The 25,491-nt window shown below is 57.3% G+C and carries 25 protein-coding genes; 17 read left to right on the forward strand and 8 right to left on the reverse strand.

Going from position 1 to position 25,491, the window contains the following annotated elements:
• Positions 1 to 295 precede the first annotated feature (295 nt).
• From AC6I8I_RS14570 to AC6I8I_RS14620, 11 genes are all read left to right on the forward strand, one after another.
• Positions 296 to 1,132, forward strand: coding sequence for a DeoR/GlpR family DNA-binding transcription regulator (locus AC6I8I_RS14570; RefSeq protein WP_312055178.1), 837 nt, complete (start codon positions 296 to 298; stop codon positions 1,130 to 1,132).
• Between the two features lie 12 nt (positions 1,133 to 1,144).
• The gene (locus AC6I8I_RS14575) at positions 1,145 to 2,128 is read left to right on the forward strand and encodes a substrate-binding domain-containing protein (protein ID WP_312055179.1); all 984 of its coding nucleotides are present in this window, start codon (positions 1,145 to 1,147) and stop codon (positions 2,126 to 2,128) included.
• Position 2,129: 1 nt separating this feature from the next.
• Positions 2,130 to 3,635: a sugar ABC transporter ATP-binding protein gene (locus tag AC6I8I_RS14580; RefSeq protein WP_256150930.1), complete on the forward strand. Its 1,506-nt coding sequence runs from the start codon at positions 2,130 to 2,132 to the stop codon at positions 3,633 to 3,635.
• Positions 3,628 to 4,617, forward strand: coding sequence for an ABC transporter permease (locus AC6I8I_RS14585; RefSeq protein ID WP_312759095.1), 990 nt, complete (start codon positions 3,628 to 3,630; stop codon positions 4,615 to 4,617). Before AC6I8I_RS14580 ends, AC6I8I_RS14585 begins: the two co-directional genes overlap by 8 nt.
• Positions 4,618 to 4,632: 15 nt before the next feature.
• Positions 4,633 to 5,682 (forward strand): ABC transporter permease, encoded by a 1,050-nt coding sequence (locus AC6I8I_RS14590; RefSeq protein WP_031376607.1) that lies wholly within the window; start codon positions 4,633 to 4,635, stop codon positions 5,680 to 5,682.
• Entirely contained in the window at positions 5,682 to 6,374 is a 693-nt protein-coding gene (gene alsE / locus AC6I8I_RS14595) for a D-allulose 6-phosphate 3-epimerase (RefSeq protein ID WP_031376606.1), read from the forward strand. Before AC6I8I_RS14590 ends, alsE begins: the two co-directional genes overlap by 1 nt.
• The gene (gene alsK, locus AC6I8I_RS14600) at positions 6,371 to 7,264 is read left to right on the forward strand and encodes an allose kinase (protein WP_031376605.1); all 894 of its coding nucleotides are present in this window, start codon (positions 6,371 to 6,373) and stop codon (positions 7,262 to 7,264) included. The genes alsE and alsK overlap by 4 nt, the downstream gene beginning before the upstream one ends.
• Complete coding sequence (locus AC6I8I_RS14605) at positions 7,264 to 8,226, forward strand: ribokinase (protein WP_497828668.1); 963 nt, start codon at positions 7,264 to 7,266, stop codon at positions 8,224 to 8,226. Before alsK ends, AC6I8I_RS14605 begins: the two co-directional genes overlap by 1 nt.
• Positions 8,227 to 8,454: 228 nt before the next feature.
• Positions 8,455 to 8,700 (forward strand): YmjA family protein, encoded by a 246-nt coding sequence (locus AC6I8I_RS14610; protein ID WP_497828006.1) that lies wholly within the window; start codon positions 8,455 to 8,457, stop codon positions 8,698 to 8,700.
• Between the two features lie 320 nt (positions 8,701 to 9,020).
• Positions 9,021 to 9,509 (forward strand): cold-shock protein, encoded by a 489-nt coding sequence (locus AC6I8I_RS14615; protein ID WP_031378050.1) that lies wholly within the window; start codon positions 9,021 to 9,023, stop codon positions 9,507 to 9,509.
• A gap of 350 nt (positions 9,510 to 9,859) precedes the next feature.
• Entirely contained in the window at positions 9,860 to 10,714 is an 855-nt protein-coding gene (locus AC6I8I_RS14620; protein WP_497828007.1) for a PA4780 family RIO1-like protein kinase, read from the forward strand.
• A gap of 91 nt (positions 10,715 to 10,805) precedes the next feature.
• Here AC6I8I_RS14620 and mgtU read toward each other — a convergent pair whose 3' ends face one another.
• On the reverse strand, positions 10,806 to 10,895 hold the full coding sequence (gene mgtU / locus AC6I8I_RS14625) for a magnesium transporter protection protein MgtU (RefSeq protein WP_312055182.1): 90 nt from the start codon (positions 10,893 to 10,895) through the stop codon (positions 10,806 to 10,808).
• Positions 10,896 to 10,902: 7 nt separating this feature from the next.
• The gene (gene mgtA / locus AC6I8I_RS14630) at positions 10,903 to 13,605 is read right to left on the reverse strand and encodes a magnesium-translocating P-type ATPase (RefSeq protein WP_312759098.1); all 2,703 of its coding nucleotides are present in this window, start codon (positions 13,603 to 13,605) and stop codon (positions 10,903 to 10,905) included.
• A gap of 659 nt (positions 13,606 to 14,264) precedes the next feature.
• Between mgtA and AC6I8I_RS14635 the strand changes: the two genes are divergently transcribed.
• From AC6I8I_RS14635 to AC6I8I_RS14655, 5 genes are read left to right on the forward strand one after another with little or no spacing between them, the layout of a single operon-like run.
• On the forward strand, positions 14,265 to 15,833 hold the full coding sequence (locus AC6I8I_RS14635; protein ID WP_312055184.1) for an ABC transporter substrate-binding protein: 1,569 nt from the start codon (positions 14,265 to 14,267) through the stop codon (positions 15,831 to 15,833).
• Positions 15,833 to 16,885: an ABC transporter permease gene (locus AC6I8I_RS14640; protein ID WP_312055185.1), complete on the forward strand. Its 1,053-nt coding sequence runs from the start codon at positions 15,833 to 15,835 to the stop codon at positions 16,883 to 16,885. Before AC6I8I_RS14635 ends, AC6I8I_RS14640 begins: the two co-directional genes overlap by 1 nt.
• Positions 16,882 to 17,739: an ABC transporter permease gene (locus AC6I8I_RS14645; RefSeq protein ID WP_094119797.1), complete on the forward strand. Its 858-nt coding sequence runs from the start codon at positions 16,882 to 16,884 to the stop codon at positions 17,737 to 17,739. The genes AC6I8I_RS14640 and AC6I8I_RS14645 overlap by 4 nt, the downstream gene beginning before the upstream one ends.
• Positions 17,729 to 18,559 carry an ABC transporter ATP-binding protein gene (locus AC6I8I_RS14650; RefSeq protein ID WP_497828008.1) on the forward strand — a complete coding sequence of 277 codons (831 nt, stop codon included), beginning with the start codon at positions 17,729 to 17,731 and terminating at the stop codon, positions 18,557 to 18,559. Before AC6I8I_RS14645 ends, AC6I8I_RS14650 begins: the two co-directional genes overlap by 11 nt.
• The gene (locus AC6I8I_RS14655; RefSeq protein ID WP_312055187.1) at positions 18,552 to 19,229 is read left to right on the forward strand and encodes an ABC transporter ATP-binding protein; all 678 of its coding nucleotides are present in this window, start codon (positions 18,552 to 18,554) and stop codon (positions 19,227 to 19,229) included. The genes AC6I8I_RS14650 and AC6I8I_RS14655 overlap by 8 nt, the downstream gene beginning before the upstream one ends.
• Positions 19,230 to 19,264: 35 nt before the next feature.
• Here the strand turns inward: AC6I8I_RS14655 and AC6I8I_RS14660 are convergent, their stop codons facing one another.
• From AC6I8I_RS14660 to AC6I8I_RS14670, 3 genes are read right to left on the reverse strand one after another with little or no spacing between them, the layout of a single operon-like run.
• Complete coding sequence (locus tag AC6I8I_RS14660; RefSeq protein ID WP_497820424.1) at positions 19,265 to 20,050, reverse strand: ABC transporter ATP-binding protein; 786 nt, start codon at positions 20,048 to 20,050, stop codon at positions 19,265 to 19,267.
• Positions 20,047 to 20,901 carry an ABC transporter permease gene (locus tag AC6I8I_RS14665; RefSeq protein ID WP_497828009.1) on the reverse strand — a complete coding sequence of 285 codons (855 nt, stop codon included), beginning with the start codon at positions 20,899 to 20,901 and terminating at the stop codon, positions 20,047 to 20,049. Before AC6I8I_RS14665 ends, AC6I8I_RS14660 begins: the two co-directional genes overlap by 4 nt.
• Positions 20,902 to 20,914: 13 nt before the next feature.
• The gene (locus AC6I8I_RS14670) at positions 20,915 to 21,811 is read right to left on the reverse strand and encodes an ABC transporter substrate-binding protein (protein WP_497820691.1); all 897 of its coding nucleotides are present in this window, start codon (positions 21,809 to 21,811) and stop codon (positions 20,915 to 20,917) included.
• A gap of 278 nt (positions 21,812 to 22,089) precedes the next feature.
• Between AC6I8I_RS14670 and speG the strand changes: the two genes are divergently transcribed.
• Entirely contained in the window at positions 22,090 to 22,635 is a 546-nt protein-coding gene (speG, locus tag AC6I8I_RS14675) for a spermidine N1-acetyltransferase (RefSeq protein WP_009088567.1), read from the forward strand.
• On the opposite strand, the gene AC6I8I_RS14680 is transcribed toward speG, so the two are convergent.
• The 3 genes from AC6I8I_RS14680 to mmuP all read right to left on the reverse strand — a co-directional run bounded on the left by AC6I8I_RS14680 (position 22,636) and on the right by mmuP (position 25,487).
• A complete protein-coding gene (locus AC6I8I_RS14680) occupies positions 22,636 to 23,055 on the reverse strand; it encodes a hypothetical protein (RefSeq protein WP_031376463.1) in 420 nt (139 codons plus the stop codon).
• 97 nt (positions 23,056 to 23,152) lie between these two features.
• Complete coding sequence (gene mmuM, locus AC6I8I_RS14685; protein ID WP_497828669.1) at positions 23,153 to 24,088, reverse strand: homocysteine S-methyltransferase; 936 nt, start codon at positions 24,086 to 24,088, stop codon at positions 23,153 to 23,155.
• Complete coding sequence (gene mmuP / locus AC6I8I_RS14690; protein WP_497828010.1) at positions 24,078 to 25,487, reverse strand: S-methylmethionine permease; 1,410 nt, start codon at positions 25,485 to 25,487, stop codon at positions 24,078 to 24,080. The genes mmuM and mmuP overlap by 11 nt, the downstream gene beginning before the upstream one ends.
• Between the last annotated feature and the right edge of the window lie 4 nt (positions 25,488 to 25,491).

A 25,491-nucleotide genomic window follows, 5' to 3' on the forward strand; every position in this document is an offset into this window, starting at 1 on the left:
GGAGAGCCAAAGGCTGAGTTTAAACGGTCAAATCCACACAAACGGTCATAAACAGTCACGTCACAGCAACGATGCCTATATAGTTTGTTAACCCTGTTTGTACTCGCCACCAGCCTGGAGAAGCAAAATACGTGAGGAAGATCACTTTTACATGCAATGCATTGCACTACTTTGCATAAAATATTTCGACTCTATCACTTAATAAAAGCCAGCCCTATTTACCCACGTGGACTCCTGCCCAGTCCACATTTTCCCGTGTTCGCTTCCAGTAATTTATAGTCATCGGAGGATAAGTATGTTGCCGATTGAAAGACAGCAAAGAATTATTAATGAACTTAATATAAATGGTCGTGTAATTGCTTCAGAGCTGGTCACATTATGTCAGGTTTCACAGGAAACTATTCGCCGTGATTTAAACCAGCTGGAAAAGCGAGGATTATTGCAACGCAGCCATGGCGGCGCCGTTCTGATAAAAAAACAGAGCGCCAGCATTCAGGGAAATAGCAGAACGGCTAATGAAGACCATAACGAATTATCGTTTCGTCAGCGTATTAATGAGCACGTTGATGCCAAGATGATGATTGCCAAACGCGCGCTCGACTTTATCAGTCCCGGTGACTGTATTTTGCTGGATAGCAGTACTTCCTGCTGGTATCTGGCGCGACAGCTGCCCGACATTGAATTAACGGTATTAACCAATTCTCTGCGCATCGTGCAGACGCTGGCGGCACGCGGCAGTATTCGCACTATCTGTCTGGGCGGTGAATATTCCGATCGGGATGAAGATTTTCACGGCGTGGTGGCTGAGCAGCCGCTGCGCGAATTTCAGATAAATAAAATATTTTTTTCCTGTAGCAGTCTGGGTAACGACGGATATTTGCGCGAAGGTAATGAAAATAATGCACATCTGAAGCAGCAGATGCTGCTGGCCGCTGAAAGAAAACATCTTTTAATGGATGGCAGTAAATTTCTGCGGCCCTCTTTTGCCCGTATATGCCATTACCGCGACGTCGATTTTCTTATTACTGACCAATTAAAAGATAAAGAACTGGAACAGGAACTGGCGTGGAATGGCGTTAACGTTATCGTTTGTTCTCAGCGTTTTCAGTCCATGCAGCTAATTAAAAACTAATCAGGAGTCTGTATGAAAAAGCATCTTATCGCCTGCTCTCTGCTTGCCCTCTTTGCCGCCACCGGTGCGCAAGCCGCTGACAAATTGCGTATGGGTATTGTGGTCAAAATTGGCGGTATTCCCTGGTTTAATGCCATGGAAGCAGGAATTAAAAGTGAAGCAGCGAAGCGCGGAATTGATGCGTGGATGGTAGGGCCCACCGCGGCTGATCCGGCACTACAGGTGCGCGCCATCGAAGATTTGATTGCGCAGAAAGTCGATATCATCGGCGTCGTACCGAACGATCCAAAAGTGCTGGAGCCGGTATTGAAACGGGCGCGCAATGCTGGCATCGAAGTCATCACCCATGAGTCACCCGGCCAGCAGGGCGCCAACTGGGATTTCGAACTGGTCGATGCGGCTACGCATGGCATTAACCATATGAAAGCGCTGGCGAAGTGCATGAACGACGAAGGCAAATACGCCATGTATGTTGGCAGCCTGACGGTGCCACTGCATCAACAGTGGACCGACGCTGCACTCAATTATCAAAAAGAGCACTATCCCAAAATGCAGCTGGTGATCGACAAATTTGGCGTCGGCGAATCGCTGGATGACTCCATTCGCACCACCAATGAGCTGATGTCCAAATATCCCGATCTGAAAGGGATCATGGCGTTTGGTTCACAGGGACCGATTGGCGCCGGGCGTGCGGTCATGAACCGTAAAAAAATCGACCAGGTGTGCGTGATCGGCTCATTCAGTCCGGGACAAGGTGCCTCCCTGGTGCAGCGTAACGCCATTAAAGGCGGCTACATCTGGAATCCGCAGACTGCGGGCGAAGTCTTTGTGCGTATCGCAGACATGATGCATAAGAAAGAGCCCATTACTGACGGCATAACGATTGAAGGGCTGGGCAAAGTAAAAGTGGATGAAGCCACGCACACCATTCTCGGTAACAACACAGAGAGCCTGGATAAAGAAAATCTGCCAAAACTGGTAAAAATGGGGCTCTGATATGCAAGAGGTCACTCCACAGACACTGCTTGTGCTCGAGAATCTGTCGAAAACATTTGGTGGCAACCGCGCACTGAGCGATATCTCACTGACCTTACTGGCAGGCGAAGTGCACTGTCTCGCTGGTACCAACGGCTGCGGCAAGAGCACGCTGATCAAGGTTATCTCAGGGGTACACGCCCCGGACAGTGGCAGTTGCATCACACTGGGCGACGGCCTGCCGCAGCCACGCCTCACAACCCGACAGGCGCGGGACTTCGGTATCCAGGTGATTTATCAGGATCTGTCGCTGTTTCCCAATCTCAGTGTGGCAGAGAATATCGCCTTCGAGCATAACCTCAATGGCCTGCTGCGATGGCACCACAGCGCACGCCTGCGTGAAAGCGCGCACAGCATTGTTACCGAACTGAAGTTTGATCTCGATCTGGATGAGAAGGTCGCCGCGCTCTCTATTGCTCAGCGGCAGCAGGTGGCGATCTGCCGTGCGCTGGTCGCCGATGCACGACTGGTGATCATGGATGAGCCGACCGCCTCCCTGACCCGCACCGAGGTGAATCAACTGCTGCGAACCGTGCGCTACCTTAAAGATAAAAATATCTGCGTGGTATTTGTCAGCCACCGGTTGGATGAGGTGCTGGAGATCTCTGACCGCGTTACGGTGATTCGCGACGGACACAAAATGGGCTGCTGGCCCGCGCGCGAGATGACACCGCACCACCTGACAGAGCTGATGACCGGCCTGAAACTCGACTACCAGCTGAAAGCGCCGACGCGCAACGGCAATCGCGCCATTCTGGAGATAGAAAATTTAACCCGCGCCGGCCAGTATCACGACGTCAATTTTAAACTGTATGAAGGCGAGGTGCTCGGGCTGTGCGGCCTGCTCGGTTCCGGGCGCACTGAACTGGCGCTATCGCTGTTTGGCATGACACGTCCCGACAGCGGTAAAATCTGGCTCGACAGTAAGCCGGTGCGCTTTCGTGGTCATGAAGATGCGATCAAAGCGGGTATCGGCTACGTGTCGGAAGATCGTCTGACGCTGGGCCTGGTGCAGCAGCAGTCGGTGGCAGACAACATGGTGCTGCCCATCCTCGACAAGCTGCAAAACCGGTTTCATCTGATTGATGAATACCGTAAAAACAAGCTGATCCTGCAGTGGATTCAGCAGCTTGGCGTCCGCGTCGCCGATCCAAATCTCGCTATCTCCACGCTTTCCGGCGGTAATCAGCAGAAAATTGTGCTGGCGAAATGGGTGCTGACGCAGCCGCGCATTCTGATCCTCGACTCACCCACCGTCGGCGTAGATGTAGGTGCAAAAGCCAGTATTTACCAGTTGATCCACGAGCTGGCAAAAGAGGGGCTATCGATCATTCTGATTTCCGATGAGGTGCCAGAGGTCTGGTACAACTGCGACCGCATTCTGCATTTCCGTAATGGCACGATCCATGCCGAGTATCAACCCGATAGCGTCGAGCAGCAGCAGCTGGCGGAGGTGATCAATGCCTGACTTTTCTCGTTTTCGTCCGCGCTCCAGTCAGGGTTGGCTCGCCTGGGTGCTACTGGCGTTCATTCTGTTTTTCTCGGTTGCCAGCGAGCAGTTTCTTACCATGCAGAATCTGCTGGATCTGGCGGAGAGCTACGCGGTCACCGGCATCTTTGCGCTAGGTCTGTTTGTCGTGCTGGTTACCGGCGGTATCGATATCTCCTTCGCGGCAGTCGCCTCAGTGGTGCAGTACCTGCTCGCATCACTGTTTGTACAGTACCAGTTCGATAATGCACTGCTCAGCATTTTGCTGGCAGTGGTGTGCGGCACGCTGTTCGGGGTGATAAACGCGTTACTGATCACCACGCTGCGGGTGGTCTCCATCATCATCACCATTAGCATGCAGTCGCTGCTGTTCGGGCTACTGATGTGGGTCACCGGTGGTCGTAGCCTCTACTCACTGCCGGAGTGGTGGATCACGCTGCGCAATGTACTGCCGTTCAGCTGGCAGGGGGAGAGCTTTCAGGTCGGCCTGCCGCTGGCCACTATGCTGCTGATTGCCGCCATTACTGCCTTACTGCTGAACAAAACCAACCTCGGACGCCAGCTCTATGCCGTGGGGGGTGATGCGGAGTCTGCGCGCCGTATTGGTATCCGCGTCGGCCTGATCCACGTTTTCGCCTACGGCTGGCTGGGCGCAATGGCGGCGATTGGCGGGCTGGTGCAAGTCTATCGTATGGGAGAAGTCGTTCCCAATGCGCTGGTTGGCGGCGAACTTGATGTGCTGGCGGCTACGGTGCTGGGCGGAGCCAGTCTGATGGGTGGCAAAGGCACAGTCAGCGGCACGCTGATGGGCGTTTTCCTGATCGCCATTCTGAAGAACGGCCTCAACCTGGTGGGGGTATCGAATTACTTCATGAACATCGTGGTAGGCGGCACCATCATGATTGCGATCGCCGTGACGCACTACAAAAAACGCAAAGAAACTGATGTCAGTTTCGTGTGACAGAGGGCACTGATGATGAAATCACTGACTGCACTGCGCCCAGACGGCACCAACATCGGCCTGATGCTGCTTATCGCGCTGGCGCTTGCCACCTTTACGCTAATGTTACCGGGTCGCTTCCTGACCGACTCAACCTTTATGAGTATGGCGTTTCAGCTGCCGGAACTGGGTTTACTCACGCTGGCGATGTTTATCGCCATTCTCAGCGGCGGCCTGAACCTTGCCATTATCGCTACCGCTAACCTCACGGCACTGTTTGTCGCCTGGACGCTGATGAGCGCGCTGCCCGCCAATGCCGGCATGGCGTTGCAGCTGCTCTGGCTGTTTATCGCCATCATTGGCGCCATGCTGATCGCCGCCGCGATCGGTGTGGTGACGGGTCTGATGGTGACGCGAATCGGCGCACACCCGATTCTGGTAACGCTGGCAACGATGATGACGCTAAACGGCGTTGGAATCTGGCTGACCAAAGGTGCCGCCATTAGCGGTATGCCGCCGGTGGTGCAGGCACTGGGTGCGGACACGTTGCTCGGTATGCCGCTGCCGCTCTGGGTGTTCCTGATTGCCGCCGCGCTGCTGGCGCTGTTTCTCGGTAAAACCCGCGCCGGTAAATGTATCTACATGGGCGGCAGCAACATCAACGCTACCTGGTTCAGCGGCATCAATACCCATCGCATGGTGATGCTGGTTTACGTGATCTCCAGCCTGCTCTGCGTCCTGGCGGGCCTGATTATGATGGCGCGCTTTAACTCCGCGCGCATGGGCTACGGCGACGCCTATCTGCTGCTGACGGTGCTGGCGATTATTCTTGGCGGCACGGATCCCAACGGCGGCTTCGGACGCGTCACGGGCGTGGTGCTGGCACTGATTGCGCTACAGGTGCTTTCCACCGGTTTCAATCTGATGAACATCAGCCAGCACGTCAGTCTGGCGATGTGGGGGGCAGTGCTGATTGTGGTACTCGCTTTTAAACAATTCAAAACCCGATTCAACGAACACCGTGCAGTAAAGCTCAGCAAGCTGGCCGCGGTGCTTAATCCTCTGACTGAAAAGAAGGAAGTATGATGCGTACTCAAATCTCCCCGTCACTGATGTGTATGAACCTGATGGAGATCAAGCACCAGCTGCAGGTTCTCGACTCGCGCGCTGACTTTCTTCACGTGGATATCATGGATGGTCACTACGTAAAAAACATTACGCTCTCCCCCTTCTTTATTGAGCAGATCCGTCCTTATACCCGTGTGGCGATCGACGTGCATTTGATGGTGGAAGAGCCGACTGATTTTATCGAGGCGGTCGCAAAAGCAGGGGCTGACTTTATCTGTCCGCACGCTGAGACCATTAACCGAGATGCATTTCGCGTCATTAACCTGATCCGTAGCTTCGGGAAAAAAGTGGGCGTGGTGCTGAATCCTGCCACGCCGGTTTCCTACATTCAGCATTATATTCATCTGCTCGATAAGATCACCGTGATGACGGTGGATCCTGGCTACGCCGGCCAGCCCTTTATTCCGGAGATGGTTGAAAAGGTACGCGAGCTGAAAGCGCTGAAGCAACAGCACAGCTATCACTATCTGATTGAGATTGACGGCTCCTGCAATACCCGCACCTATAACCCGCTGATCGGCGCAGGCGCCGAAGTGCTGATTGTCGGCACCTCCGGCCTGTTTAACATCCATGACGATTTAGCCACCGCGTGGGAGATGATGCGCGACAGCATTGATGAGGCCCAGGGGCTGGCGCAGGTGTCCGCATGAGATCACGCTGGCTTGGTATCGACATTGGCGGCACCGGTACCCGGCTGCAGCTGATGGAAGAGGGAGGCGTCTGGAGCAGCTTTCGCAAGGTGCCTACCGCCAGCTGGGCGCAGCAGCCTGACGCGCTGCTGGCGCTTGGCCAGCTCATTGATGAGACGCTGGAGCAGCAGCCGGTCAGCGGCATTATGCTGGGTCTGCCGGGTATCCTCAGCCGCGACAGAAAGCAGGTGATCTCGCTGCCCTTTATTCAGGCGCTGGATCATCAGCCAGTGGCGGCACGCCTGGCAGCTCAACTCAGTATGCCAGTGGCGATGGACAAAGATGTTAACCATCTTATGTTGTGGGATCTGCTGCAGCTGGAGCAGCTGCCGGATAACGCAGTGGGCCTCTACCCCGGCACCGGGATGGGCAACAGTCTGTGGCTGAATGGCCGCTTTTATCACGGCGAGCACGGCGGCGCGGGCGAACTGGGGCATGTGCCGGTAGCGGGAAACGATCTCCCCTGCCCGTGCGGCAACCACGGCTGTGCGGAAACGCTGACGTCGGGGCACTGGCTGAGCCACTGGGCGGCACTGAACGCCGCCGACACGCCCATATCAGCGCTGTTTACCCGCCACGGCGAACAACCGGATTTGCAGGCGTTTGTGCGGCGGCTGGCTCAGCTGATCGCCACCGAGATGAATATTCTCGATCCGGAGTATCTGATCCTCGGCGGCGGCGTGCTGGCGATGGCTGATTTTCCGCTGGCGCTGCTGCGCAACCAGATTCAACAGCATTTGCGGCCACCGGTCACGCGCGAAAATCTGAAGATTATATTCAGCCACTCAACCGACTATACGGGCTGTCGCGGTGCCTGTCTCGCCGCTGAACGCCGGTTCAGGAGCCTATGATGAAAGGAAAAGTGTGTGTTTTCGGTTCCTTTAATCTCGATATTGTTGCAGTCATGCGTCGCTTTCCGCTGCCGGGAGAGTCGCTGACGGCGCACCACAGTATGATGGGTGCGGGAGGTAAAGGTGCAAATCAGGCCACGGCGGCACTGCGTGCCGGTGCGCGGGTGCACTACATCGGTAAAGTGGGCAATGACGATTTTGGCCTCTTTGCGCGACGTCATCTGGAGAAAACCGGCTTTGACGCGATTACGCTGTTTACCTGTAAAGAGAAGCCCACCGGTAACGCGCTGATTTACGTAGCAGGCGACGACGCCGAAAATATGATTTCAGTCTATCCGGGTGCCAATACCACCGTGACCGCCGCTGAGGTTACGCGCTGCCAGCCCACGGTAGCCGCAGCAGATATTCTGCTGGTACAACTGGAGAATAACCTCAACGCTATTCAGCGCATGATTGATAACGCCCGCGCCAGCGGCACGTTTGTGATCCTCAATCCGGCACCGTGGCAGAAAATCAACGATGCGCTGCTGGCAAAAATTGACCTGCTGACGCCGAACAGCACCGAAGCGACTCAACTCAGTGGCGTAACGGTAACGGATTTTGCCAGCGCGCGCCGTGCCGCCGAGGTGTTGCATCGTAAGGGTGCGCGACAGGTAATCATTACGCTAGGCATTGCCGGCGCCCTGCTATCCACGCCCTCGCAACAGCAGCGCATTCCGCTATTTCCGGCACAGCCGCGCGACACCACCGGCGCCGGCGACGCGTTCAATGGCGCGCTCGCCGCCAGGCTCGCTTCCGGCGACGATTTGCCGCAGGCGGCGCGGTTCGCTGCGGCATTTGCCTCACTCTGCGTTGAACGCGCTGGTGCCGCTGATTCGATGCCCTCTTATGCCGAGGCTTTAGCGCGACTGCAGGCTCATCCGGAGTGTAAAGTGGAACAGATTGAGAACGTATCCGCATAATTCATCGCGCTATTCTGCTCTGCAGAATTTCAATTCTGGAACCAGACTAATTCGCGCATGACTTTAAGTGAGGTCGCTTACCGGGCTGTTGTTACTGATGAATTCAACAATGCCCGCTGTAGCCCTCCCCCTTTACAGCCCCAACCCAAACACGAAATAATACCCCGGCTATCTGCGCCACATAGCGCAGGCAGCACCTGAACGGAACCTCAACTTAGCGGACTCTTTATGACTAACGATATTTCCCTCAAGTACTATGACGTCGCAGATGAGTATGCGACCGAATCCGCTAAGCCGGTGAGCGACGCAGAACGCACACCGCTGGCGCACTACTTCCAGTTACTGATCACCCGTCTGATGAACAATGAAGAGATCAGTGAAGAATCGCAGCAGCAGATGGCCACTGAAGCGGGCATCGATGCAGAGCGTATCGATGAGATCGCGACCTTCCTTAACCAATGGGGTAACGAGTAACCTTACCCGAACGCGCCGGGCAGGCGGCAGGTTACGATGGTGACCTCACCTGCCCGGATCATGCGACCGGTATCATCATCTGCAGCGCTTATCCGCGTACTGTCCAGACCAGGCCAACGTCCCTTCTCTTTGCAACTGCGTGGTGAACTTTTTCACAACGCCTGACCCGCGATTATCCCGGCACCGTTTAGCGCTGCTTCACCGGCTTGCTCTCTTACAGACCAAAATTTATCATCCACACTGATATAGTCTGCGCAGGCATTGTGCTTTACACTGCGCGCTGTAAAAAACTGAGTAGATAAACGATTAAACAGGCGGTAATGGCGATGAACGGAACAATCACAACCTGGTTCAAAGATAAGGGTTTTGGTTTTATCAAAGATGAAAACGGTGAGAACCGCTATTTTCATGTGATTAAGGTCGCCAACCCTGATCTGATCAAGAAAGACGCTGCCGTCACCTTTGAACCCACCACCAACAACAAAGGTCTGTCGGCCTATGCGGTGAAAGTGGTGCCGGAAAGCAAATACATCTTTATCGCCGGCGAGCGCATCAAGATCACCGCGATCAAATCTTACCTGGTCTACAGCGAAGAAGTGCCGGTCGACACCCGCATCGATAAAGAGAATCCGGTGCTGTCGGTAGGCGTGCTGTTAAGCAATATCCGACCGAAATCAGACGTGAAGCCCGGTGAAATGCGATCGCTGAAGAAGCTGGCTATCACTACCTTCCAGGGTTCGACCTTAATCTTCACCGAAGATGAGATCGACATCGAAAGCACGGTGAAACTGCTCAAAGGTCTGAAGTAACCCGGTGACGCTGGTCGAAATCCTGCCATTCAGCCGCAGGATTTCGTCATAGCCTTTTCTTCAGGGTACTCTGTTGCTCGTTCCGCTAATCCTGATTCTGATTAAAAAGCGATAGCGTCAGGATTGCCCGCCGACGGTAAAGCGTTTTACCGATTGTCATCAATCAGCCCGTCAAATTGCCTGACTCCGCTTAAACTCGCCTAATGCTGGCCGGTCAATAAAGGATCACCTTCCTAAAACCTTTTTCCAGGGTAGAATTAGTCACTTCCTTCAGACGTTGCCAATTTTTTTCTATTATCGCCGTTGGTGTTATTGATACGAAAAGGGGCTGAAATAAGGTATAAAGCCGCATGAAAATCCCAAACAGAATCCAACCTCTGGTCGATGATGGCCTGATTGACGACGTGCTCCAGCGACTGAAAAGTGGCAAGGAAGCTGACGTCTACACTGTGTTATGCGGTGACAAGATCCAGTGCGCCAAAGTCTATAAAGAGGCAACCCAGCGTAGCTTCAAGCAGGCAGTGCAGTATCAGGAAGGACGTAAAACCCGTAACACCCGTAACGCGCGTGCGATGCAGAAAGGTACTAAATTCGGTCGCAAGCAGCAGGAAGAGTCGTGGCAGACGGCAGAAGTGGATGCGCTGTTCCGCCTCGCCAACGCCGGTGTCCGCGTGCCGCAGCCTTATCTGTGCATTGACGGTGTGTTACTGATGGAGCTGGTGACCGATGCAGACGGCGCGGTTGCGCCACGGCTGAGTGATGTCACCCTGTCAGAAGCGGACGCCATCGCTGATTTCCACACCATGATCCGCAATATCGTGCGCATGCTTTGTGCCGGTATCGTGCACGGCGATTTGTCAGAATTTAACGTGCTGCTTGATGCCGACGGTCCGGTGATTATCGATCTGCCACAGGCGGTCGATGCCGCGGCGAACAACCATGCCGAATCGATGTTCGGGCGTGACGTTAACAATATCACCGCCTACTACGGTCAGTTCGCCCCGCAGCTGTTGCAGACGCGCTATGCCAAAGAGATCTGGCTGCTGTATGAAGACGGCAAATTAACCCCTGAAACGCCGCTCACCGGTCTGTTCGTTGAAGAAGAGCACAACGTAGATATGGATTCGCTGCTGGATGAGATCATTACCGCAGAAGATGAATACTACGAACGCCAGCGCGCCAGCCGGGAACGCGACGAGCAGTAAACGCTGAAAGCGGCGTGAATCAACAGTAAAGGCGGCCTTCTGAGCCGCCTTTTTGATTGCTGCAGGCCGCGAGTCTTCCCGCGGCTGCTGTTTAGCGCAGAATTACCGTCAGCATGATCAGCACAACACCGAGGGTCATTACGCCGACGAACACCTTATCGATCCGGCCATTTTTCATCATCGCCTCCTCAGAACCACTGGCCGAAACGGCGGATATACCAACGCTTCATCCCCTGCGCCACCAGGCAGTAGCTGAACAGCGTCAGCAGCAGCCACGGGAAGTACTGCCATGGCAGCGGCACCAGTCCGACCATCGCGCCCAGCGGCGAGAACGGAATCAGAATGCCCAGCACCATTACCGTCAGGGTGGTCAGCATCACCGGTAAGGTGGCGCGACTCTGGATGAACGGAATCTTCTGGGTCCGCAGCATGTGCACCACCAGCGTCTGCGACAGCAGACCTTCAATAAACCAGCCTGACTGGAACAGCGACTGCACCTCAGCGTGGTTGGCACTGAAGATGAACCACATCAGCGCAAAGGTGGTGACGTCAAAAATCGACGAGGTTGGCCCCATCCATAACATAAAGCGTTTAATGTTACCGGCATCCCATTTGCGTGGCTTACGCAGAAAATCCCGGTCTACTTTGTCCCACGGCAGTGCCAGCTGGGAGACGTCATACATCAGGTTCTGAATCAGCAGATGAATCGACAGCATCGGCAGAAACGGAATAAAGGCGCTGGCGATCAGCAGCGAGAACACGTTGCCAAAGTTTGAGCTGGCGGTCATGTTGAGATACTTGATGATATTGCCAAAGGTCTCCCGTCCTTTCAGCACGCCCTCACCCAGCACCTGCAGATCTTTCTCCAGCAGAATAATATCGGACGAGGCTTTCGCCACATCCGCCGCGCTATCAACAGAAATTCCGGTGTCGGCCGCCCGCAGCGCCGGCGCATCGTTGATACCATCGCCAAGGAAACCCACAGTATGGCCATTGTGTTGCAGCAGGCGCACCACGCGTGATTTCTGCTGCGGCGTCAGCTGAGCAAACAGGGTACAACGCTCCGCTTCCTGCGCCAGCTGCGCATCATCCATCGCCTCAATCTGGTCGCCGGTCAGCATCGCCGGATCGCTCAGCCCGACATCCTGACAGACGCGCCGGGTCACCAGCGGGTTATCGCCGGTCAGCACTTTAACCGCTACCCCGCTGTCGCGCAGTGCCTGAATCGCCTTGCCGGCACTGGCTTTTGGTGGATCGCGGAAGGTCAGCAGCCCTTCCAGCGTCAGCTCACGCTCGTCACTGTTGCTGAGCGGCGCGTGCAAATCACCTTCGCGCGTCGCCACCAGCAATACCCGATAGCCCTGCTGATGGTAGCGTTCGGTCAGCGCCAGCAGTTCCGCCCGCTGCCGCTCATCCAGCGCAACCACCGTCTCACCCTGACGAATCGCGCTGCTCACCGCCAGCATCTCCTTCACCGCGCCTTTGCAAATCAGCAGCGAGCGATGGCGCGCCAGATCTTCAACCAGCACCGAGACCCGGCGGCGGGTGAAGTCGAACGGCAGCTCATCAATCAGATGAAACTGGCTGCGCCGGGTCTGCGAGATCACTTTGTCGCCCGCCATCAGCACCGCCCGATCCATCAGGTTTTTCGCGCCGCTCTGGCTGCCGCTGTTTAACCAGCCCAGCAACAGCACCTGCCCATCTTCCTCTCCCATCGGGCTGAGGTGGTGCGCCAGCAGGATAGTGTCCTGGGTCAGTGTGCCGGTTTTGTCGGTGCACAGCACATCCATCGCGCCGAGGTTCTGAATGGCGTTCAGCCGTTTAACGATCACTTTGCGTCGCGCCATCGCAATCGCGCCTTTGGCCAGGTTGGCGCTGACAATCATCGGCAGCATTTCCGGGGTTAAGCCGACCGCCACCGCCAGTGCAAACAGCGTGGCATCCATCCAGTCGCCTTTACTGAAGCCGTTAAGCAGCAGCACCACCGGCACCATCACCAGCATAAAACGAATCAGCAGCCGGCTGACGCTGTTAACCCCGCGATCAAAGGCGGTCTGCGGCCGGCTGCCCACCAGCGAGGCGGCCAGCGATCCAAACCAGCTGTCGCCGCCCGTCGCCACTACCACTGCGCTCGCCGTGCCGCTGGCGACGCTGGTGCCCATCAGGCAGATGTTATTGAGCGCCAGCAGCTCCTGGGCAGATTTACCGTGCGGATCGACGGTGATATTGCCGCTCTGTTTCTCCACCGGCAGGGATTCCCCGGTCAGCACCGCTTCGCTGATAAACAGGTTACGAGAACTCAGCAGCCGGACATCGGCAGGCACCTGATCGCCGGTGCTCAGCAGAATGACATCGCCCGGCACCAGTTCGCGCATATCAATGTCGTGACGCTGTGCAGTTTCACTGGCGCTATCACGCCGCAGCACTGTGACCTGGCTGCGCACCAGTGACTTCAGCGCCTGCGCCGCACGATTGGTACGAAACTCCTGCCAGAAGCGCAGCAGTCCGCTCAGCAGCACCATGGTGGAAATGATGATCACCCCCGAAAGATCGGTTTCTTCCCCGGCGCGCAGCGGCAGCAGATAGTCGGTAAACAGGCTGACCAGCGCCAGCACCAGTAATACGTAGATAAACGGATTGTTGAAGGCCATCAGCAGCTGAATCAGCGCCGGAGGGGCTTTTTCATGCGCCACCTCATTCGGGCCGAACTGTGTCAGACGGGCTGCGGCTTCTGCGTGAGTCAGTCCGTCACGGTCGCTGCGCAGGTTGGCCAGCGTAACCTCGACCGGCTGGACCGCTTCACCGGCGATAGCAAAAAGTTTTTTGTTTTTCCTGGTTGTGCGCTGATCGTCAGATTTGATCACAACCTGTTCCAGTTTCATGTCGCTCATTTCGACATCTCCCTGATTTAAAGCAATAGTTATCCTGCACACTCAATAAGGTATGCGGAGAAGACCTGGCGTTGCCGGGTTATTTAATTAGGTGACCTTCGGGGATCGTCCATATATCCCTCCTGTATTCAGAAATAAGGGCGTGCAGAATTTCGCGCGACGCGAAATTAGCGCAGCGTAATAGGTGTCAGAAAGCAGAGATCGGGCGCAGCCTGGGCTACGCCAGTCGGGGTGGAGGGAAAAGGGCTAAGATAAACAGCAGCATAACGCGCACTCATTCAGCTAACAGGATAATAAATAAGGAGCGCAACCGTCACTAACAGAGGGGATTGCTGCCCGCCGGTTGGCAAGCAGCGAAAAGAATTCAGCTTGCCAGAATAAAGATAAATCGAGGGTGACTGTCCAACTGAATTCTCCTGAAATAATTTGTCGCTATTATAATCAGCGCAGGGTCGTGGTAAAAGCGTAAATAATAGCAATTACCGTTTCGTTGATGTTCCGTTTCTGCACCGCCGGAAATAACGCAACAAATACGTTACCTTCTTATAACCACAACCTTTGTCTTATACCTTTTTGGCATATGATTAGCCCATATTCGACTATTCTTCGCATCAGCCCTTTCGTAAACTCGCGTAACTTTTTTAAGGCAAGGAAATTTCATGAAAACTATAATTCCATCACTGCTGGCGCTGACGCTGGCTGCCGCCTTCTCTGCTCAGGCTGCGACGCCCAAAGATACACTGGTGATTGCGCAGTCCACCGACGATGCGGATAGCTTCGATCCGGCCAAAGGGTTTGAACTCACCAGCGTGCAGGCCTTTACCAATATTTATCAACGCCTGGTCCAGTCTGACCCGCAGAATCCGGTCGACCTGAAACCGACGCTGGCCACCTCATGGCAGCCCGGCAGCGACAACCGCAGCCTGACCTTTGAACTGCGTAAAGACGCGAAATTCTCCAGCGGCAACCCACTGCGTCCGGAAGATGTGATCTTCTCGCTGGGCCGGGTAGTGAAACTGAACCTCGATCCCTCTTTCATCCTGACGCAGCTCGGCTGGACCAAAGATAACGTCGATGGCTTCCTGAAGAAGGTCGATGACAATCACGTGCAGATCAGCTGGACCGCCGACGTCAGCCCGACCTACGTGCTGAGCCTGCTTTCGGCTCCGGTTTCGTCGATCGTCGACGAGAAAACCGCGATGGCGAATCAGAAAAATGGCGATTTCGGCAACGGCTGGCTGGCAACCCATTCAGCCGGCAGCGGCCCGTATCAGATCCGCAAAGTGGTGATGCATCAGGTGGTGCTGCTGAGCGCCAACCCGACCTCGCCAGCCGGTGCGCCAAAAATGAAAAACATCCTGATCAAGAACGTGCCGGAACCGGCCGCGCGTCGTCTGCTGCTGGAACAGGGTGATGCCGATATCGCCCGCAACCTCGGAGCCGATCAGATCGCGGCGCTGAACGGCAAACCAGGCGTGAAGACCGAAGCGATTCCGATGGCCTCGCTCTACTACATCCAGTTCAACATCGGTGCCAACGAGACGATGAAGAACCCGGCGTTCTGGGAAGCGGCGCGTTACCTGTGGGATTACAAAGGCATCGCCAATGAGCTGCTGAAAGGCCAGTTCGACGTGCACCAGAGCTTCCTGCCGAAAGGCTTCCTCGGTGCGATCAACGACACGCCTTACAGCTACGATCCTGAGAAAGCCAAAGCGATTCTGAAAAAAGCCGGCCTGACCAACGTCAGCTTTAAGCTCTCCACCAGCAATCAGCCGCCTTATCTCGACATCGCACAGGCGCTGCAGGGCAGTTTTGCCAAAGGTGGCGTGAAGGTCGAGGTGGTTCCGGGCCTGAGCTCCGAAGTCTCAACCAACGTCAAAGCGCATAAGTATGAAGCCACGCTGAACGCCTGGGGTTCGGACTATTTTGATCCCAACACCAACGCCGCCTCGTTTGCCTATAACCCGGAAGATGGCAGCAAAACCATCGCCTTCCGTTCCGACTGGCGCATTCCGGAGCTGAACAAGCAGGTGGTGGCGGCGACGGCGGAAAGCGATCCGAAAAAACGCGTCGCCCTGTATGAAGCGATGCAGCGTGAAGTCATGAAAAACTCCCCTTACGTGATTGGTATGCAGGCGAAGAACCTGATCGCCCTGCGTGACAACCTGAAAGGCTATGTCCAGGGCATCAACCCTGACATGGTGTACTACTCGCAGGTCACCAAGTAATGGCACAGTCTGTTGCTACAGCCGGGTTCGCCCGGCTTTTTTGGCAGCGTGGCGGGCGACTGATCGGCAGCATCCTGTCGCTGCTGGTCACCCTGCTTGGCCTGCTCGCCTTCACCTTTATGCTGTCGCATCTGTCGCCGATCGATCCGGTGCAGCAGATCGCCGGCGATCACGCCAGTGAAGCGACTTATGCCCAGGTGCGCCACGATCTCGGACTGGATCAGCCGGTGCTGGTGCAGTTCTGGCGCTACATTGCGCATCTGGCGCAGGGCGATCTTGGCGTGTCGCGGCTGACCAATCAGTCAGTCAGCAGCGATCTGATGACCACCTTCCCCGCCACCATTGAGCTGGCAACCTGCGCGATGATTTTCGCCGTGGTATTTGGCGTCACGCTGGCGCTGCTGGCGGCGTGGAAACCGGGCAGCTGGATCGATAATCTGGCCCGCTTCATCTCCCTGCTCGGCTATTCGGTGCCGGTGTTCTGGCTCGGCCTGCTGGGTCTGCTGCTGTTTTATGCAGTGCTGCACTGGTCTGCCGGACCGGGACGACTGGACGATATCTGGGTCTACACCCTTGAGCCGAAAACCGGCTTCGTGCTGATCGACAGCTGGCTGTCGGGTGAGCCGGAGATGTTCCGCAACGCTATCGCTCACCTCTGGCTGCCGGTGGTGATCCTCGGGCTGCTGGCAATGGCCGGAATTACCCGTCTGCTGCGGGCCGCACTGCTGGAAGAGAGCAGCAAAGAGTATGTGGTACTGGCACGGGCCAAAGGCGCCGGTCGGGTCCGCATCCTGCTGCGCCACATTTTCCCGAACGTGCTGGGCACGCTGGTGACGGTGATCGCCCTCTCCTACGCCACGCTGCTGGAAGGCTCGGTGCTGACAGAAACCGTCTTCGCCTGGCCGGGTGTCGGCCGCTATATGACCAATGCCCTGTTCTCCGGCGATGTGCCGGCGATTCTCGGCTCCACCCTGTTGATCGGCAGCTGCTTTATCCTGATCAACACCCTGGCGGATGTTTTAACCTGGTTAACCGACCCGAGAACCCGATGACGCAACAACTTTCTGAACTCGAAACGCTGCGGCCACGCCGTCGCCGTCAACGCGTTACCTCGTTAACCGTTGGGCTGACGCTGGTCGCCATCCTGATCCTGATGGCGCTGCTGGCACCGCTGATTGCGCCGTTCGATCCTAATCTGCAAACCATGTCGAGCCGGCTGCTGGCGCCGTCGGCGCAGCACTGGTTCGGCACCGACGGCTTTGGTCGCGATCTGCTGTCGCGGGTGATTTACGGCGCGCGTCCGACCCTGCTGCTGGTGTCGCTGATTCTGGTGCTGACCATTCCGGCCGGCCTGCTGATCGGCATTACCGCCGGTTACGTCGGCGGCTGGACTGAGCGCCTGCTGATGCGGATTACCGATATCTTCCTGTCGCTGCCCAATCTGGTGATTGCGCTGGCGCTGGTGGCGATTCTCGGTCCTGGCCTGATGAACGGCGCACTGGCGCTGGCGCTGACCAGCTGGCCGCCGTTTGCCCGCCAGGCGCGTGCCGAAACGCTGGCGCTGCGCCGTAGCGATTACCTTGCCGCCGCGCGGATGCAGGGTATCACCGGCTTTCGTCTGATGTTCGGCCATATCCTGCCGCTCTGTCTGCCGACCGCAGTAGTGCGTGCGGCACTGAGCCTTGGCGGCATCATTCTGGCCGCTGCCGGTCTCGGTTTCCTCGGCATGGGCGTACAACCGCCAACCGCCGAATGGGGATCGATGGTGGCCGAAGGCAGTAAAGTCATTTTCGATCAATGGTGGGTCGCCGCTGCTCCGGGCGCTGCCATTCTGTTTGCCAGCCTGGCCTTTAACCTGACAGGCGATGGCCTGCGCGACCGACTGGATACCCGTCATGCCAGATAATCTGCTGCACGCCCAAGGGCTGACCATCCGTAGCGATGATGCGCTGCTGGTCGACAACATTGGTTTTTCTATGGGCCGCGAGCGCGTGGCGCTGGTGGGTGAATCCGGCTCAGGAAAATCATTGACCGCCCGCAGCCTGATGGGGCTGCTGTCCCCCGCTCTGCATCTGCAGGCTACGCAGCTGCAGGTGGCGGGCGAGGATGCGCTGACGCTGACGGAGCGCCGCTGGGGCCAGCTGCGCGGTAACCGGGTGGCGATGGTGATGCAGGACCCGAAATATGCGCTTAACCCGACGCGCACCATTGGCTGGCAGGTTGAAGAGCCGCTGATTCTGCACCGTCGCCTGAGCCGCGCCGAGCGTAAAGAGAAGGTCTGCGAGATGCTGGACGCGGTCGGCCTGCCCGATCCACGTCGCCTGATGCAGCACTATCCTCATCAGCTCTCTGGCGGCATGGGCCAGCGCGTGATGCTGGCGATCGCCCTGATTACCGATCCTGATTTCCTGATCGCCGATGAACCGACCTCAGCACTCGATCATGCAATGCGCGATCAGGTGCTGGCGCTGATTCGCGGTCTGGTCGAAGCGCGTAATATGGGGCTGCTGCTGATCAGTCACGATTTGCAGCAGGTGTCGGAACACTGTGAGCGGGTGATGGTGATGTACAAAGGCCGTCTGCTCGATACCCTGCCCGCCGCCGAACTGCCGCGGGCGACCCATCCTTATACCCGCACGCTGTGGGCCTGCCGTCCGGGTAAAGCGACCCACGGCCAGCAGCTGCCGGTGCTGGATCGTGCGGCGCTGGAGGCACACCATGATTAAGTTGCAGGATCTCAGCGTCGCCCACAAGCAGGGTTACGAGCTGCGCACCGTGGTTCACGAGGTCAACCTTGAGGTTAATGCCGGGGAATGTTTTGGTCTGGTGGGGCCCTCTGGCTGCGGGAAGTCGTCGCTGCTGTGGGTGCTGGCCGGTCTGAATCCCCACTGGCAGGGCCGGATGCAATTAGCCGGTCATCAGGTGGAGCCGGGCAAAGCCTTTACCGGCGCGCTGCGTCAGGAAGTGCAGATGGTGTTTCAGGACCCTTATGCCTCACTGCATCCCCGTCATCGGCTGCGCCGGACGCTGGCCGAGCCGCTGAAGCTGATTAAACGTGACAACATCAACGATCGCATCGACCAGGGCTTTCGCCACGTCGGGCTCGATCCGGCGCTGGCCGATCGCTATCCGCACCAGCTTTCCGGCGGTCAGCGCCAGCGCGTGGCGATTGTGCGAGCCCTGCTGTTGCAGCCGAAGATCCTGTTGCTGGATGAACCCACCTCGGCGCTGGATATGTCGGTACAGGCGGAGATCCTCAATCTGCTCAACGATCTGAAGCGTCAGGATGGCTTAACCATGGTGCTGGTCAGCCACGATCCTGACGTTATCGATCACATGTGCGATCGGGCGGTACGGATGGCGCAGGGTCGGATCATCGAACAGATCGGTGCCTGAAAGCGGCCGGACGGTGCTCACCTGCCGTCCGGCACTTAGTGCTCCAGCGCCTGCCGCGTTTCACTGCGGATCGACTCGGTAATCTCCGCCTTGAGCGCCATAAAGGCCGGCGAGGTTTTCAGGGTGTAATCACGCTCAATGCCGAAGTTAACCGCCACCTCCTGTTTAATCCGCCCCGGCCGCGCACTGAAGATCGCCACTTTGTTGGCCATGAAAATCGCCTCATCAATATCGTGAGTCACGAACAGCACCGTTTTGCGTGACTGCTGCCAGACCGACAGTAACAGCTCCTGCATCATCACCCGCGTCTGGTTATCCAGCGCGCCAAACGGCTCATCCATCAGCAGCACTTTCGGATCGTTGGCTAACGCCCGGGCGATGGCGGTGCGCTGCTGCATACCGCCGGAGAGCTGGCGCGGATAGTGACGGGCGAAGCCGTGCAGCCCCACCTGATGCAGATAGTAGTCACAGCGCTGCCGCTGCTGTGCGGTACTGATGCCGCGTTCCCGCAGGCCGAAGCAGACGTTCTCTTCCACCGTCAGCCACGGAAACAGGGTGTAGCTCTGGAAGACCATGCCACGATCTGCGCCGGGCCCGTCGACCGGCGCGCCATCCAGCCAGATCTCACCGCGCGTCGGGCTGTCCAGTCCGGCGATAATCCGCAGCAGGGTCGATTTGCCGCAGCCGGACGGGCCGAGAATGGTGACGAAGTCGTTCTCCTCCACCCGCCAGGAGATCGGTTGCAGCGCCTGGGTTTGCTCACCCTGCGGCCCGGGAAACCAGCGTTCGACGCCACGTACGTTAAGTTTGCTCTGTTTCATGCCGGGTAACTCCATGCAAACAGCCGACGATTGACCCGCTTAAACAGGTAATCGGACAGCAGCCCAATCAGGCCGATGACGATAATGCCAAAGATGATCTGTCCGGTATTCAGCAGCGCCTGACTGTCGACGATCATATGGCCGATGCCGCTTTCCGATCCGATCAACTCCGCGACGATCACATAGGTCCAGGCCCAGCCCAGTACCAGACGCAACAGTTCCGCAATGCCGGGTGCCGCGCCGGGGATCAACACCCGCCGCACTATCGATCGGTTGCTGCAGCCCAGCGTATAGGCGGCTTCCACCAGATCGCGTCGGGCACTGCTGACCGTTACCGCCACCATCAGGACGATCTGGAAAAATGATCCAATGAAGATCACCAAAATTTTCTGCATCTCGCCAATGCCTGCCCAGAGGATCAGCAGCGGCACAAAGGCGGACGCCGGCAGATAACGACAAAACGAAACGAAAGGCTCAAGAAACGCTTCCCAGGTTTTGAATGCGCCCATCATGATGCCAAGCGGCACCGCGATTACCGCCGCCAGTACAAACCCCGACAGCACCCGCATCACCGTCATGCCGATATCCAGCGCAAAATTGTACTCGGTGAACAGCGTCACGCCCTGTTGCAGCATGGTGATCGGATCGGCGAGAAAGGTGGGCGACACCATGCCGCCCAGCGTCACCAGCGCCCAGACCGCGACAAACAGCACGAAAAAACCGATGCCGAGGCCGATACGCAGCCGCACAGCGACCGGTTTTAGCGGCGCCATTAAGGGATTGTGCCAGCGCTTCGGTGCGTCCGGCAGCGTGTCCGGCGGCGTGGCTGGCTGAGGTTTACTGATCTCCATCGGCGATCTCCGGTTACTGGACAAAGCTGGCATCGTAGAGGCTGTTGATATCCGGCATGGTTTTAATTACGCCGGCGCGCAGCAGCAGTTTGCCCGCTTCATCACTGAAGCTCTGAATGCCGCCGTTGAAGAATGCCCGGTTCTCTTCACGTCCCTGCCAGCGCAGATAACTCGCAGATTCGGCGAACGCTTTGCCGCTCGATTTCACCGCCGCGCCCATAATCTGGTACGATTTTTCCGGCTGCTGTTTGATCATCTCCAGCGCATCGAAGTAGCTCTCAACCAGCGCTTTTGCCGCCTGCGGATGGGCTTTCAGGAAGGCCGGCGTGCAGCCCAACGTGTCCATCACCATCGGATAGTCGAGAGTGGTGGCGATAATTTTCCCGGCCGCTGGCTGTTTGCGGATGGTGGAGAGATAGGGTTCATAGCTCATGGCGGCGTCGTTTCGCCCGGCGGTAAATGCCTGTGCGGCGGCCTGCGGCGACAGGGTGGCCAGCCGGACATCTTTCATCGTCATGCCATTTTTATCGAGTATCCACGCCAGCGCGAAATAAGGTGAGGTGCCGGGTGCGTCAACGCCCACCACTTTGCCCCGGAGATCGCTGATGCTGTTGATTCCGCCGCGCACCGCCAGACCATCAGCACCGTAGGATTTGTCGAGCTGGACAATCTGCTTGATCGGCACACCGGCCGCGTTCCACGAGATGTAGGTTTCCACCGTGGTGGCGGCACACTGAATGGTGCCGGATGCCACGGCCAGGTGACGGCTGCTTTGCGGGATCATTTTGACCTCCGCCGCCAGACCATGCTTTTTAAAGATGCCCGCTTTGTCCGCCAGCGTCAGCGGTGCAAACCCGGTCCAGCCCGAAATGCCGATGGCGACCGGGGTTTCTTCCGCCTGCGCCATCATCGTGCTGCCGATCGCTACCGATAACGCCACTGCACTGACCGCCCGCCTGATTTGCTGATTCATCTTTCACTCCCGTCACAAGGTGAACATCTCAAGGTTGTATAGTCTTATCTATACAAGCCAAGCAATGGCTGTGCCAGAACGCCAAACGCGCCTGAAAAATGGTTTCAGACCTGCCAGCAGAGGCCGTCGCGCACCGTTAAGGTGCAACTGAGCGCAGCGCGGCCGCAGGCTGGTGCGTTATACTCGCGGCAATCGCCTAACGAAAGGAAAAGAGCATGACGGTAAAACTGCGTCCACTGGAAAGGGAAGATCTGCATTTTGTTCATCAACTGGATAACAACGCCAGCGTGATGCGTTACTGGTTCGAGGAGCCGTATGAGGCTTTTGTTGAACTCTCCGATCTCTACAACAAGCACATTCACGATCAAACGGAACGGCGCTTTGTGGTGGAGCATGACGGGCAGAAAGCGGGGCTGGTCGAGCTGGTGGAAATTAATCATGTGCATCGCCGCGCCGAGTTTCAGATCATTATCGATCCGGCGCATCAGGGCAAAGGTCTGGCGACCCAGGCGGCAAAGCTGGCAATGGATTACGGCTTCTCGGTGCTGAACCTGTATAAGCTCTACCTGATTGTCGATCAGGAGAATGAGAAAGCGATCCACATCTATACCAAGCTCGGCTTCGAGATTGAAGGCGTGCTAAAGCATGAGTTTTTTATCAACGGGGAATACCGTAACACCATCCGCATGTGCATTTTCCAGCATCAGTATCTGGAGCGCCACAAAACGCCAGGCGGCATGGTGAAACCGACCGCGCAGTAATCAGCCGCGCGCGCCGACCGGATTCATAAACGGACGCGGATGCTCGGGCTTCAGGTCGTACATGCCGCCATAGAACGGATCGACCAGCAGCCAGCCGGGGAAGCCGCCCAGCGGAATATTGCCCAGCAGATACCACAGGTTGGCGCGCGCTTCGATCGGCATGGTCACCGGCACATAGCCCGGGCTTTCCAGCATCAGCAGATAGTGTTTTTTGCCGAAGTAGCGACCGGTGGATTTCTCCAGCTCAACGGTCTGCGGCGTGAAACCCTGTGCGACCGCGAAACCGCGCTCATCCTGCACGGTAAAACGCGCGCCCTGCGGCAGGGAGTCGATGCGTACCGATTGGGTTTCATTGCCGACAATGGTGGCACAGCCGCTTAGCAGCAGCGCGGCGGCCAGAGCCAGAATTCGCTGTTTCATGAAGGGTTCCGCAAAAAGGTCAGGAAGCACAGTGTAAACCGCCCTTCCCGCCTTTTCACGTGCCTCAATCGGGCTATCATCGCCCGATTCAACCGCCTTATTGCGGTTGACAAGCGTGCGCAATAGCCGCGATGTCCTGGGGTGAGGTGCGACAGCAGCCGCCAATCAGCTTCGCGCCTGCCCGCTGCCACTCATCCAGCTTGTGCTCCAGGCTGCAGCCCGACGGCGCCGAATGCCAGGTTTTGCTGCTGGCGTCATACTGTTCGCCGGAGTTGGGATAGACCACCAGCGGCTTGTCGGTCAGCTGCTGCAGCTGCTGCAGCGCCGGCGTCACGCTCTCCAGCGCCACGCAGTTGACGCCCAGCGCTACCACCTGCGGCTGGGTGTTAAGCCAGCCGACCACTTCGGATAACGGCGTGCCGTCGCTGATGTGGCCCGCGTCGCGCAGCGTAAATGAGAACCAGGCAGTGCTGTCCGGGAATTCAGTCAGCAGTGTTGCCAGCGCCTGCGCTTCGGCAAACGATGGCAGGGTTTCACAGGCCAGCAGGTCGGCCCCGGCCGCCAGCAGCGCTGCGATGCGCGGGCGATGAAACGCCATCATCTCCGCTTCCGGCAGCGCGTAGTCGCCACGATACTCCGAACCATCCGCCAGAAACGCACCGTATGGCCCAACCGATCCAGCCACCAGCAGAGTTTTGGCGTCCGGCTGGGTAGCCAGATAATCTTCACGCGCGCGTCGCGCCAGTTCGACGCTCTGCGCAATTAACGCCAGCGACTGCGCCTGATCCAGCCCGCGAGAGGCAAAGCCCTGCGGCGTCGCCTGATAGCTGGCGGTAATCGCGCAGCGGGCGCCTGCGGCAAAATAGTCGTAGTGAACCTGGTAGATCAGCTCCGGGTTTTCCATCAGGACTTTCGCTGACCACAGCGCATCGGCCAGCTGGCAGCCGCGCGCTTCCAGTTCGGTGGCCAGCGCGCCATCGAGGATCAGCAGCGGCGATTCATACAGGGCCTGCGCGACAGGATTATGCGACATCATTGGCCTCCTCAGGCTTCGGCGATGATTTATGGGTCAGATGGTAAGCGGCGTAGCAGAACAGTACAAACGGAATGCCACACCACAGGGCGATGCGCTGGGTCGGGTCGAACGCCAGTCCGATGCAGGCCAGCAGACAGAGCAGAAACCCGAGCACCGGCGTCAGCGGATAGAGCGGCGCGCGATAGCCCAGCTGCGCCAGCGATTTTCCCTGCTGCAGGTGGCGGCGACGGAAGACAAAATGTGAGGCGCAGATGCTGAGCCAGACGGCGACCACCGCAAAGCCGGATATCGCCGACAGCGCCACAAATACCGTATCGGGCGCGACCACGCTGGAGATCAGCGCCAGCAATCCGCCAATCATGCTGACGGTGATCGCCAGCAGCGGGACGCCTCGTTTATTCACCCGGGCAAAAGCGCGCGGCAGCGTATTTTCATTCGCCAGTGACCAGAGCATGCGGCCCGATGCATACAGACCGGAGTTGGCGGCTGACAGAATGGCGGTCAGGATGACAAAGTTGATGATATCCGCAGCCCAGGGCACACCAATCTTTTCAAACACCAGCACAAAAGGACTCTTAACGATCCCGGCCTGATCCATCGGGATCAGCGCTGCCAGCACCAACACCGTACCGATAAAAAAGATGATCAACCGCGCCACGGTGGTGCGGATCGCCAGCGGCAGCACTTTCTCTGGCTGCTGGGTTTCACCCGCCGCGATACCAATCAGTTCGGTGCCGGAAAAAGCGAAGTTAACCGCCACCATGGTCATCAGAATCGGCAACACGCCGTTCGGCAGCCAGCCGTGCGCGGTGAGATTGCTTAAGCCGGGCGCGGGAGTGCCATCTTTCATCGGGATGAAACCGAACATTGCGGCACCGCCGAGCAGGATGAAGGCAATAATAGTGATCACTTTAATCAGCGAGAACCAGAACTCCCCTTCCGCGAAGAAGCGGGTTGAGATCACATTCAGCAGATAGATGGCACAGCAGAACACCAGACACCAGATCCAGACCGGCACCTGAGGAAACCAGTACTGCATACAGAAGCCGGCCGCCGTCAGGCTGGAGCCAAGCGCCACGGTCCACGTCAGCCAGTAGAGCCAGGCCACGGTATAACCGGTGGCAGGACTCAGATTGCGCGCCGCATAGACGTGAAACGCGCCGGTTTCCGGCATCGCCACAGAAAGTTCGCCGAGGCAGACCATCACCAGCCACACCACTAAGGCACCAATCAGGTAGGCCAGCAGCGTACCGGCCGCGCCGGTGGTGGAGATGATGTAGCCGGTGTTAAAAAATAGCCCGGTGCCGATGACACCGCCCAGCGATAACATCACCAGATGGCGCACTTTCATAGTGCGTTTGAATTGATCCTGCGCGGGGGTTTGCTGTTCACTCATCACT

The sequence above is a fragment of the Pantoea sp. X-Soil-YNGN-775 genome (assembly GCF_059730575.1).